Origin of the sequence: Polynucleobacter sp. Tro8-14-1 (assembly GCF_018881655.1) — a bacterium.
Taxonomy (GTDB): domain Bacteria; phylum Pseudomonadota; class Gammaproteobacteria; order Burkholderiales; family Burkholderiaceae; genus Polynucleobacter.
In genome coordinates this window covers 20,726-35,390 of sequence record NZ_JACVPX010000009.1, presented here as the reverse complement: position 1 = coordinate 35,390, position 14,665 = coordinate 20,726, and the positions used below count along the sequence as shown (strand labels likewise).

1 protein-coding gene is annotated in these 14,665 nt (G+C 45.8%); it reads left to right on the top strand.

Going from position 1 to position 14,665, the window contains the following annotated elements; genetic code table 11:
• Positions 1-8: 8 nt before the first annotated feature.
• The coding region (locus ICN34_RS10160; RefSeq protein WP_216122457.1) for an autotransporter-associated beta strand repeat-containing protein at positions 9-14,665 on the top strand (14,657 nt) is incomplete at its 3' end.

Below are 14,665 nucleotides of genomic sequence, written 5' to 3'. Positions count from 1 at the left end.
TTTAGCGAATGAATAGTTCACTCAACCGCATGTTCAAGGTGATCTGGAGTAAAGCCCAGGGCGCTTGGGTGGCCGTGAGTGAAATCGTCCGCGCACATGGTAAGGAGCAATCCCTTACCCGTATTACTCGTAAGTTCGCGATTGCGGCTGTTATGTCGGGAGGAGCCGCTATCGCTGCGCCGCCGGCAGCAAATCAATTACCAACCGGTGGACAAATTGCCGCTGGCGTTGCGTCCATGATGACCAACGGTAACATGATGACGGTGACTCAGTCTTCAAATCGCGCTGCCATTAATTGGAATACCTTCGACATCGGCTCACAAGCTTCTGTTAATTTCGTGCAGCCAAGTGCTAACTCAGTTGCACTCAATCGCGTTAACTCACCAAACCCTAGTCAAATTTTTGGTAACCTCACTGCCAATGGTCAGGTGTATTTGCTGAACTCCGCTGGTGTGTACTTCGCGCCAGGAGCGCAAGTCAACGTCGGCGGTATTGTTGCAACGACTCATAGCATGAGTGATGCTGCCTTCATGGCGGGAAGTACGACCTTTGATCGCAATGGTAGTACAGGCAAAGTCATTAACGAAGGTACGATTCAAACGAGTCTGAATGGCTACATTGCCATGCTCGCACCAGAGGTTCGCAATACCGGTTTGCTGGTAGCGCAAGCGGGTACTGTAGTGATGGCAGGTGGTGAAGCGATTTCATTGAACTTTGGCGCCTCAAGCAAATTAGAAAGTATTACGGTAACCGCTAGCCAAATTGATGTGCTGGTAGAAAACCGTTACGCAATCAAGGCACCAAATGGTTTAGTGATTCTGTCAGCGCGCGCGATGAACCAACTTGCTGCCACAGTGATCAACAGCGGCACGATTGAAGCGAAGGGCGTTAGCCAAAAAGGCGGCCGTATTGTTCTGGAAGGCAGCAATGTTACTAACACTGGCACGCTGGATGTCAGTAGTGACACAGAGCAGGCTGGCACGATCACGATCAACGGTAAAACCGTGGCCATATCTGGCAAAGTCATTGCTACTAGCCCAGTACAAGGCGGCACATTAAAAGTACAAGCAACCCAAACACTGAACGTGAATGCCAACATTGACGTGAGCAGCTCACAACGTGGCGGACAAGTTCAGATTGCGGGCGCACAAGTTGCAGTCGCAGATGCAAGCATTAATGCGGATGGTGATACACAAGGCGGTGATGTTCAAGTAGTTGCCACAAATGCGCAAAGCACCAATCCATTTAACGATCCATTCAATCCACCATCATTGCCGCTAACAGCAGCATTGACTGGTATCACCAGTATCAACTCACGTAGTAGAAGAGGTCAGGGCGGTAACATCACGATCTTGGGTGACTCGATCACGCTTGATGACAGCACTGCAGTCAATGTCAGCGGCGCAACGGGTGGCGGCAATGTTCTGGTGGGTGGTGATTGGCAAGGAAGCAACGGCACTTATCAAGCCACTACAACGTACATGGGTCAAAACGTCACCATTGATGCGAGTGCAACGGATAACGGTAATGGCGGTAAGGTAGTCATCTGGTCTGATGTAAGGAATGCGAACAGTACAACAACTGTATACGGCAGTATTTATGCCAGAGGTGGTGCAAACGGTGGCGACGGCGGCAAAGTAGAAACCTCTAGCCACAATGTAGACACTACCGGCATCATCGTTAATGCCGGCGCTGACCATGGTCAAGGTGGTTTATGGTTGTTGGATCCGTCGGACTCCACAATCACTCAAGCTGTTGCCAATTCATATCAGTCCACACTAAATTCTGGCACTAGCATTCTGAATGATGTCGCAGGTTCTATTGTCTGGAACTCTGGCGTCACTCTTCTGAAGTCTGCTGGTGCTGATGCAACCTTAACTTTGAGGACTGGCCTTAGCAATCCCAATGGCCCGATTACGCTTACTAATGCCAACATCACTTCGACTTCTGGGAAGTTAAATATCGTCTTGTGGACTGCGAATAATGCAGGGTGCAATGGCACCATGAATATTAGCGGCTCTACGATCACCACAAATGGTGGACAGCTGTGGATAGGTGGCGAGAGTCAAAGTGGTTCGACATGGAATGGGCTGACAGTTGGTAGTGGTGGCGCAACGAATTGGGGAACTGGCACCGCCTTATCCATCACTAATTCAACCATGAGCATTGGCACAGGAAATGCATCGATAAATGGCTTCTCGTATCGAACTACCCAAGATACATCTGGAACCAACTATGGCGTATTCATGTCTAATTCGACTGTTCAGACAACCAATGGTGATATTCAGGTTGTTGGGCGACTGTATGGAAACTATTCCCAAGGAAGCGCTGTTAGTCTTGAGGGGACTAATGCATTAATTAGTACCGGCACTGGAAATATTACCGTCACTGCCACACTCTCAGATACAGCTGGTAGTGCTACTGGCTGGCGAAACGGCATCACCGTTTGGAGCACTATCAAAACAAATAGTGGCTCAATCAATATCACCGGCAATACTACCGTGGCCTACTCTGGAGGTGATTCAGGTGGCGTTCAATTGAGTAATGCAAATGTCACCTCTCAAAGTGGCGCTATCAATATTATCGGCAATAACAATGCGACTGGTTATTACGATGATGGTATTCGTATTCAGAATAATAACAACGTCATTGGCTTTGATGGAACGAATGCCTATAGTGGGAATATCCTGATTCAGTCCGACCGCATTGGACAACGTTTCGCATACGCCTCAACCAATTCGTCAAACTATTTCCGCACAACTGGCAACTTAACAATACAAAGCACAAACGGCAGCTTCACACGACTTTTAGTCGAAGATACTAATGCCTCAATGTCGTTTGATAGGGCTTGGAACTTTGGAACCGCTTTAGGTGGCCTTACATTGGGAAGCGCTACCAATACCTATGATTTAACTTTATCCAATACGGTGCAAACAGCAGGAAATATTACGGTTTATGGCGGCAATATTGCGCTCAATTCAAGCTTGAAGACCACAGCCAATGGCTCGGCGATTACGATTAACGCGACTAATAATATTACGACCGCAAGTACTGCAAATACCATTCAAACCAATAATGGCAGCATTACCCTAAATGCTGATAGTGATGCAAATAATTCAGGCTTACTAAAGCTTGACTATATGACTTATAGTGCGGGCACGGGAAATATCACTTTCCGCGGCTATACGTTCAATTGGAATACTGCAGTCGGTATTGAGCCAACCATAACCAATACTACAGGCGCATTTGTTTTTGAATCGAATACGGCTTCATTTGGACAAAGTGTAGATACTGGTTGGTTTGCGTTCCCCTCAACGTTGTCATCATTCAGGGTGGGAAGCCTTACAAATACCCAAGATGTTTACGTAAGCAATAATCAATTATCCGTTGCTGGACCTATCAGCATTTATGGCGGCAATATTAAGCTCAATTCAAGCTTGACGACTACAAGCAATGGCTCGGGCATTTTAGCCAAAGCCAATGGCAACATCACTACCGCTGATGCCACTTCTTTCCAAGCCAATAACGGTAGCTTGGTATTTTGGAGTGATGCCAATGGTGGCTCATCAGGCTACGTCGCATTTGGTAACAATGTCACGCTCAATACTGCTAATGGAGCTACGAGTCAGTCTTCTGGCGGCGGCGATATCATCATCGGCGGTGGATCGAATTCAGGAAATACCCCAACTGGTTTTGCTTACAGCACTTCTACTGGAATGTCAGGCGTGCAATTTGGTACCACAGCTAACACGAGTAGTTTACTTGCCAACGGCAATAGCACTGGACTGATCTATAGTGGTGGGGGTAATGTCTCCATTCTAGGTTGCTCCACAGCTGCTTTTGGTGTTGTTGGTTATGGTGATCTTCAAATACGCTCTGGACAGGGCGCAGTAAATATTAGCGGTAATTCGAGTTATACCTATGGTCTTGAGTTTGGTAATAATGTGGCCACTGGCACGACAGGCCTGTATATAGAGTCATCTAAAACAAGTGGTACCGCGATATCGATTGCTGGTGTAACTACTACCGCTAATAACTATGGTGTGGTGTTTGATTTTACCGACAATAAATATCTCGAGGCAACTGGTGGGGGTGGCATTAGTGTAAATGGTGCAGGTACGGGAACTTTATATGGAATTTTCTCCCCAGGTGTTAACTATTTATCCTCTGGTGGTCCAATTGTCATCAATGGCGGTACAAAAGGCATTTACTTTAATAGCGTAGCAAATACCATTGGTCAGCTGGCAGGTACTAATGTCACTAGTAGTACCGCGAATGTAACTATTACTGGTGATGTGATTAATCTTGGCATAGGCACAACTGTCAACACCAGTGGTAACGTTTCAATACTATCGAATGCAACCAGTTTTGCATCCGCACTTTCCACTGCCAACTTGGCGTTGAGCACTTCAGTCGCTAGCTTAACTGTTGGTAATACTGGAAATACTCAAGACATAACGATTGCAAGCGCTGCCAATATTGCTGGCCCAATCAGTATTTACGGCGGCAACATTTCCCTCAATGCTAACCTGACAAGCACTGGAAGCACATCAGAAATTCTGGTTAAAGGTGTTGGCACCATTACAGGTGCAGCAAATTTACTTTATCAAACCAATAATGGAAGTTTAGTTTTCTGGAGTAATTCCAATGGCGGTACGGCTGGCGGTATTGCTTTTGGTAACACAAGTACATTTAATACTGCAAATGGAAATACAAGTCAGACCACTGGTGGTGGCGCGCTGACAATGGGTGGTGGTACGTCCACAGGAGCAGATGCTGCCGGAAATACCATTCCAACAGGAGCAGCATTATCTGCAACAACTACTGGAATTAGTTTGGGGACCAATACTAATGGTCTTACTCTCACAACCATTTATACCGGTGGTGGCAATATTTCCATCAATGGCACCAGTACTTCCTCTGGTGGGGTTGATGGTGTTGTCTTTGCGCAAGATTCAAAAGTTAATGCGGGTTCTGGCTCCATCAACATTACCGGTAACGCAGCCTCTGGAGCATGGTGTGGGATAGAGCTTGGTGCTGCCAGTCTTGGAAATGGATTAGGCTTCAATATCACTGCGGGCGGGGGAATTTCGCTTACTGGAATTGGTGGCGGATCAGCAACTGGGATTCAGGCTCGTTTTGCGCCTGGGGGCTCAATCAATGCAACAGGTACTGGCGCAATCACTATTAATGGTAGTGCAGGAGCCAATAGTACCGGTGTTAATTTTAATATGAATAGCACCGGTACTGCCGGCACTTTAACTATTGATTCGAACTCTGGTGCGATTAATCTAATTGGGTATGCATCAGGAAGCAATGGCACGGGCATTAATCTGGCCAGCAATAACTATATAGTGTCTTCCAGTGGAAATATCACGCTGAATGGTTCAAGCTCAGCAAATTCATTAAGCCTTCAGGCGAATTTTGGTATAGGCTCAGTAGTTTCATCAAGTTCAAGTAATGTGACTTTGATTGGCGACAAAATTAATTTTGCTGCGCCCACAACCGTTAATTCAAGTGGTAATTTTGGGATCTACTCGAACTCAACCAGTTTTGCATCTGCATTTTCTACTACTAACTTAACATTAGGAACGTCGTTAGCCAGTTTAACAATTGGCAAAACAACAAACTCTCAAAACGTTACTATTTCTAATGCTGTAAACATTGCTGGACCTATTTCTGTTTATGGCAACAATATTTTTGTAATGGCAAACATTACAGAAAATACAAGTGGCGTTGGCTCACTTTTGCTCCAAGCTCAAAATACCATTTCAGTTGGATATGATGGCGTCAGTCCCAATGTGAACGTTACGATTAGCAATGGAACTGCCGGCGGAAAATTGAATACTATTCTCTGGGCTGACTCCGATGGTAGTGGCAATGGATCCGTATGGTTGAACAACGGACTTCGCAGCGCTGGTTTTAATTTCATCAATACCAATGGTGGTGGTATTTGGATAGGTGGTGGCAATACAACCAGTTCTGTAGCATGGACCCCATACGCAGGTGCAACTACTATTAGCGTAGGCTCAGCTTCCGCTAAGCAGGACGATCTAATCGGCTGGTATGGAATTGGAATCTTTAACACTACTCTCAGCACTTCTGGTGGCAATATCTACATGGCTGGTAATGCCAATGCTAGCGGAAATTTAAATAACCCCCGTGCAGGTATTTTTATTGGAAATAGTAGCGTCGTTAAAGCGGCTGGTGGCAATATCAATTTGGTTGGTGTTGGTGGTGCATCTGCTTGCGGCACAAACTTTGGCATAGAGCTAGTCAGCACAAACGTAAGCACAACGGGATCCGGCGCTATTGTCATTAATGGCACGGGTGGTACAGCCGGAAACTATGACTATGGTGTGCATCTATATACTGCAAATATAACAACTGAAAGTGGTAGCCTCACTGTCAACGGTACGGGTGGAAATTCTAGCGGCCTTCAGAATGCCGGTATTCTTTCTGAAGCAAGTACCTCTCTAAGTTCCACGGCTGGAGACATTAATTTGAATGGTGTAGGTGGTAGTAATGTCAGTTCCGCCAATAATGACGCTGGAATTTGGCTTAATAGCTCCACCATTAAATCTACTACCGGCAATATCACGCTAACTGGTACTAAGGGTACGGGAACCAACTCTTACGGCATTCAAGGAAACACCGCGAATGGATCGCAAACAGTGGTCATTGGGCAGTATGGTCAAACCGGAAATATCTCCCTTATATCGAATGATATTTTCTTTGATGGCACTGGATCTTCGCCAAATACATATAAGCTCATTAGCAATGGAAGTGTGACCATTGCACCGCTTGGAACGTCATTCACAACTGCTTTAGATACGTCATCGATTACCTTCTGTGCAACCGCGAATTCTTCACTGAGTTCAGTGACCCTCGGATCGGCTACTAATACTGCCAATATTACGGTAGGTAGCTTGATTAATGTATCGGGTCCGATTGCTGTAACTGGTGGAAATATCACGCTCAATGCTGGTTTAACTACTACTAATAACACTACTGGCAACATTAATTTAACCGGAAATGTGTCTGGGGCTGGCAATATTGCGGTGGCGTCGGGACTAGCGCTCAATGTCAATCAATCGGGTGCTTCAACTTATAGTGGTTGCATTAGTGGTACGACAGCACAGCTGATTAAAGCTGGCTCAGGTACTTTAACCTTGTCTGGCGCTAATACTTATAGTGGCGCAACTAATGTTTCGGCTGGCAACTTAATTGTTAGCGGTAGTTTGAGTGACAGTACTGCTGTTAACGTATCCAGTGGCGCAGCATATAACGTTTCTGCAACAGATACGATTGGATCATTTGCTGGTGTTGGCACGATTAATCTCGGTTCAGGTTATGTGCTCACCGCCTTTGGTGACAACTCATCCACTGTTTTTGGTGGCACTATCGCGGGAGCAGGGGGCTTGATCAAGGCTGGTACAGGCACCCTCACTTTGAATGGTACGGATACCTATACTGGTGGCACAACCGTTAATAATGGCACGCTCCAAGTTGGTAATGCAGGAACGACTGGTAGTTTGGGTGGTGGCAATATTGCCGTTAACAATGCCAACCTAACATTTAATTACAGCGCAGGTAGTTATACGGTTGGTAATGCAACAAATACTGCATATGTCACATTAAATAACGCCACAGTCAATGTATCTAGCGGTAATGTGACTTTGGCTGGCTATAGCTCTACTAGCGGTACGGCGGTAGGGGCCTCCACCATGAATACTGCCGTCAATCTATCGGGAGTAAATAACCTTTCTGCGGCATCTGGTGCATCGTTGAACTTATTGGGAGTTTCAACCGGGGCTTACGCTCATTCCATTGCACTACAAGCAAATTCAACCTTAAATACCAATGGTGCGGTTACCTTAACTGCCAATGCTTCTTCGGGTGTCGGTAGTCACTGGGCAATGGGTATTTATGCAAATACCGCGATTAATGCTGCAAGCGGTAGCGCATTACAAATTAACGTGACTCAAACGGCGGGTGATTGGGGCGTGATTCAGTATGGATCTTCACCAACTACTGCTACTAGCGGTAATGTCACCTTTAATATCAGCGCGCTTGCAGGAGACTTAACTTCTGTAAATACAGGCGGTGCAGTTATTAGTCCATCCTTTACAAGCACCAATGGAACGCTAACGTTTAACTTTGCAGGTGTCACTGCAACAACCGGTGCATTGTATTTGAATGGCAGCAGTGCAATGAATGCCACATCAACAGGCAACATTATTATTAATGGCTCGGGTAGCTCGAACATTTACTTGGCTGCTGGATCAAGCTTTGCCACAGGTGCGGGTAACCTCACCATTAACGCTCCCATCAATACCAATGGCAACACACTAACTTTGTCTGGTGCTGCTGGCAATGTGACGCTCAACGGCATTGTTTCTGGAGCGGGTAATTTAACTCAGAATACCTCAGGGATTACTACCTTAACCAATGCTAATACCTATACCGGTACAACCAATGTATCAGCGGGTACATTGGTTGTAAACGGTAGCTTAGCCGATGCAACTATTGTCAATATCAGTAGTGGCGCTACGTATAACGTATCTTCAACCGATACGATTGGTTCATTTGTTGGCGCAGGCACGATTAATCTCGGAACAGGTTATTCGCTTACTGCCAATGCTATTAATAGCGCAACAACGTACTCGGGCGTTATTGCAGGCGCTGGTAATCTAGTTGTTAATGGATCATCTGTATTAACCCTTACTGGTGCTAGTATCTACACAGGTAATACAACCATCAGTGCTGGTACATTACAGATCGGTAACGGTACAACAGTAGGTTCGATTGCAAGCACCGCCGCAATTGCTGATAACGGCACGTTAATTTATAACCATAGCGATACAGTAACGCAAAATTTAGGCATTAGTGGCACGGGTACTTTGACCCAAGCTGGTTCCGGCATAACCATATTGACTGGAGCAAATACCTATTCAGGTAGCACCAATGTAACAGGCGGTACTTTACAGATTGGCAATGGCACTGCTGTCGGCAGCGTTAACGCAAGCTCTAATATCAATATTAGTAGTGGCGCTTCTGTCGCCTTTAATAGAACTGATGCCATCACGATTGGTAATGCGATTTCTGGATCAGGTGCTCTCACCATTAGCCAGGCTAATGCAGTCAACATTACTGGCGCAGCAACTTATACGGGCAATACTAGTGTTGCGGGTGGAGCGCTAACATTTACCAATACAAATGCACCGAGCACTGGAAACTTTACTGGCTCAGGCACTATTCTGATCCAGCCAAATGGCACTAGCTTTGGTGCGGCACAATCGGTCAATTACAACGTTGCTAATGCTTTTACTGCCTTCACAATAGGTAGCGCAACCAATGCTGCCAATTTAACGATTGGATCTTCAAGTGCGCTCAATATTTCCGGGCCAATTAGCTTGTACGCAGGCAATATCACTCTCAGTAGCAGTTTGAAGAGTGTTGGCGCTAATTCGAATTTACTAGTCAAAGCACTAGGATCAATTGCATCAGGCGCTGATAACCTGACCTTCCAGACCAATAATGGCACGATGGTGTTCTGGAGTAATGCCAACAGCACTTCTGGCGGTGGCATTTCTATGCTCAATGCTGGTCTGATATTTAATACGGCGAATGGGGCTACCAATCAGGCAACCGGTGGCGGTGACCTCATATTTGGTGGTGGTGCAACTGTTGACGCCAATGGTAATCCAACTGGCGCTGCAGTCAGCGCAGGCAATACGATTACATTTAATCCTGGTAGCGCTGGCAATACATTCACAAAGATGTATACCGGTGGCGGCAATATTTCTATTAATGCCAAGAGCACCGGTGGTTATGGCGTGATGTTTGATCGCGCATCGGTCATTAATGCTGGTAATGGATCCCTAAATATTCAGACAAATGCTACTGGCAATGGTATTGAGTTCAATGCTTATGGTGGTGCTACGAATGGCACCAGCATTACCGCACAGGGTATTACCATTAATGCTAGCTCTAGTGGAGCAGCTGCAGTTTATGCTGCCAATAACGGTATTGAATTTAATTCAACTGGTACCGGTGCTATCAGCATTACAGGAACGTCAACTCCAGCAGCTGGTAATTACGGCATTCGTTTAGGCTCAGATGCGGTGAACATGTTTAACCTAACATCAGCCTCTGGCAATATTACTTTGAATGGCAGTGGCGGCTCTAGTGCAATTGAGTATTACCTGGGCAACATTAAGTCGACCAGTGGCGGCTCAATTTCAATTACGGCAAATTCTCCATCATGGGCGGGTTTTTACCAGCCCTATACCGTTAATTACTCAACTACGACAGGCTATATTACATTTAACGTAACTGGTTCACTTGGTTACGATGCCATTCATTTGGGTGGTGGTAATTTCACAACCACAACAGGTAATATTTCGCTCGTTGGTAACCAGACCGGCAGCCAGTCTGGCATCAATTTTGTTACCAATCAAACAAACTTCAGTACAGCGGGTGGATCAGTCACCTTAAATGGTACTGCCGTATCTAATATTGGACTTGACTTTGGTGTAGCTGTTAATGTAACGACATCAGGCGCTGGCGCCATCAATTTATATGGCACATCTTCATCAAGCGATGGTATTTATTCGGGTGCCACAGTTAACTTAAATGCCTCGCAAGGCACTGGCGGAATTAGTGTTTGTGCAACCTCAACCAGCTATCTTGGCGCTTACATCAACTCGAACTTTAATCTGATTGCTGGTGCAGGAAATATTAACCTTACCGGTACGACTGCAGCAGCCAATCAGGGCATTTATATTTATTCTGGAAACATTACTACCAATAGTGGCAATATCAATTTAACGGGAACCTCTGGATCTAGTTATGGCTTTGACTGGGTTCTTGATAGCGGCATTGGAGCCATTACCTCGACTTCAGGCAATATCACCATTAATGGCAATACTGGCGCAGCTACATACGGCACTTATCTTGCTGGCACGAATATTTCTTCTGCTGGCGTAATTTCGATTAATGCTGTTGGTGGAATTTACTCCGGCTCTAATATTACTTCTTCAGGCGCTGGCAATGCTCTCATCCTAAAAGCTACCGGTCAAATCTTTAGTGTGAACGTTTCACGTACCTATCAAACCAATAACGGCTCCTTAGTTTTCTGGTCCAACTCTAATGGCGGCGTTGCTGGTGGCGTTGTATTGCAAGATGGAAATATTGTTTTAAATTCCGCCAATGGCAATACATCTCAACTAGCTGGCGGCGGCGCAATTATCGTCGGCGGTGGCACGGCTACTACTACGGATGCCGCTGGCTTTGTCCTACCTACAGGTGCAGTGAATAAGAATTCGGATTGGGCAATTGAGTTTGGTGGTAGCACCACTAATGTAGCGATGTACTCCGGTGGTGGAAACATCAGCATACAAGGCAATACTTCTGGGGGCAATGCCGTCCTTTTTGGTCGCAATGCGACGATTAATGCTGGTAATGGTTCCATCAATATTGCTGGTTGCGGAACTCTAGCTGGAGTCTATTTAAATACGTGGGATGGTGGTGCTTACAATATTATTGCCAAAGGCGACATATCTATTACCGGTTCGACAACTGGGTCGGGTACCAATGACTATGATTACTCTGGCATCCGTTCTTATTTTGACAATACTAGTCAAGGCGGCACGATTCGATCAACTGGCGGTAATGTAACGCTTACTGGTTCCGGTGTTCAGGCGGGACTTTATATTTATAACAATAACAACATCATCTCTGATGTGGGTAATGTTACGTTAACGGGAACGGCAAGCTCTGGCAATCGCGGCATTGTGATGTATGGCAATGTATTAGCCGGGGGTAGCAATATTAATATCACGACTACCAACAATAATTATATTTTCTTAGCTGGAACGGTAGGTCAATTAGCTGGTAGTAACGTGACATCAACAAACGCTAATATTACGATTAGTGGATCACAGTTATTTAATGGTCAAGCTCCAACGATTAATACCGGCACCGGCAATGTCACACTTCGCGCCAATACTTGGAGCTTAGGCACCACTACCATTGGCACTAACGGTAGCATTTCAATCTTGCCGTTATCTGACACAGCGTCATCTGGACAAGATGTCTATACATCCTGGTTCAACCTGAATCCAACAATTAACGGCACCACCTATACGCCTAATAAGCTGACTATTGGTAATCCTTACAACACTTATGCTGTTGACTGGAATTCCAACGTAACTGTTAAGGGCGGTATTTCTCTCTACGGTGGTGAAGTCAACATTACCGCGGCCATGACTAGTAATGGCACCGGAGATTTATGGGTTCAGGGCAACAATGCGAGTGATAACTACGCAATTTATATGTCTGGCGTCGGCTCAATACAAAAAACGGGTGGGGCAACATCTAATATCACGCTGAGATCCAATAGTCGCCTTCAAATTAACGGCAATATTTCAGCGACTGGCACATCTGCCAATGTGATTGAGTGGTCCGATTATGGCAATACCAACTATGGTGGCAATAGCGGAACGGGAAATATCACAACCAATGGCGGCATGGTATGGATTGGTGGGAGTTCAACCACAAATGGTTCATTGGTTTGGAACGGTTTAACCGTAGGTGATGGCGGGTCAGCTGGCTCATCGGCTGCCAATAATAATGCTATGGATTTCAATGGCAACATCACCACCAGTGGTGGCGATGTCATGGTCTGGTCTGGTAATGCATCCGTGACCGGTGGATCCATTCTTTCGGTTACCAGTGGAACAAAAATTGATGCTGGTTCGGGCAATATCACCTTGATCACACCAAAAATTGGTTCGAATGTATTAACCGTTAATACTTCAGGCACCTTAACCTGGGCACCAAATGCAGCGGCTGATTGGGGTACGACTGGTACATGGAATGGAACCGTTACAACTGGTACTTTCACAACAACGAGTGGCACAACATTCGGTAATTTATCTATTGCTAACGTGAGTTCATTGGCTAACCTAGTCTTAGGTCAGTACAGTGGCATGACCTATGCCAATAGCACTGCTTATGTTGCTAGTACTACAGCCAATTTAGCTTACAACAGCTCAATGACTGGGTTTGCGGGCAACTTATCGTTATTTGCCCCTAACATTGCCATTAACTCTGCACTCAGCTCCGTGTCCGTAAATAGGGTGCTTTTAAGTGGTAATGCTACACAGACAGCAGGGTTTATTGCAGCTAACTTATTGGTTCAGAGCGGCAATATCAACCTTTCCAATACAAGCAATAATGTCACTACATTTGCCGCAAGCAATGTTACCAACGTAACGTATGTTGATGCCAATGGATTGACCATTGGAACAATTGGTAGTGTTAATGGAGTTAACGCCAGCGGATTAGTAAACATCAGTACTGTTGCAGGTGACCTAGCGTTAACCCAGACGGTTAATACCACCAGCACTAACGGAACCAGTGCAATTATTCTGAATGCTGGATCAGGCACTGCTAACGGAACAGCGACAGGTGGCAATATCACTTTGTCAGGAAGCGGTAATGTCTCATCTGGATCCGGTGGGCGTATTACCTTGTTCACTGGAAGTATTGCGGGTAGTACAGGTATAACAACCTTGATTGGTAGTGGCAGCGGTAGATTCCGTTACGGTAGTAATGCAACTGCAAATGGATATAACGCGACTTCAGCTGCATTGAGTACGGGCACTTACGCTATTTATCGTGAGGCGCCTACTTTAACTATCAGCGCAAGTAATGCAACGATTGTGTATGGCAACAGCACATCCAGTGCCATGAGCTCTACTACGCAAAATGGCGATACATATACCCAGATATTTGGTGCGGCTAACGTACCAACATTGGCGATTGCTGGGGCTGGTTATTCGACAGCTGGTTACCTAAAAGCAGGCAATTACACAGCAGGCATTACTGGCATCACTACCAATTCATTGGGCTATGGCACGATCACCTATTCAAACGGAACCATTCAGGTTACCAAGGCAAATCTGACTGTTTCAGGAACTCAAGTAACTGATGCTGTTTATAGCAATAGCACTGTAGCGACATTTACCAACAATGGCGCCTTAGGCGGCGTACTTAGTAATGCGACATCTTCCGTAAGCGATGTTGTATCACTAAGTGCCAGTGGTAATTTCAGCAGCAAGAACGTCGGTAGCAACCTGAGCGTTACCCTAAATTCTAGTATTTCTGGTGCAGATGCAAGCAATTACAACGTAGTTCAACAAACTGGCGTTACAGGCAATATCACTCCGAAAACTATCACAATTAGTGATGTACAGGTATATAGCGGAAGTAATAGTTTGACCAATGTAACTATTGCAACTGGCGTGGCAGGCGAGACGCTGACATATACTGCAGCCACCGCTAATAGCGGTCACGTAGCTGACAACTCTACTAATTACATTACTGCAATTACACTAGGTAATCAAAGCGGAGCCACATTATCAGCCGGGGGCTTGGTTAGCAACTATCAGTTGCCGACCTTAACGGCGCGAAGCGCAAGTAATACCGTTAACATCACCGCCGCCAACCTCGCGTTAGCGACAACCGGCAATGTCACCAAGACTTACGATGGCACAGCGAACGCCACGGTTGGCCTAGCGAACCTGTCGATCACTGGCCTGGTGTCCGGCGATAGCCTCACTTTAAGTAATCTCACAACCGCAGCCTTTAATAGTAC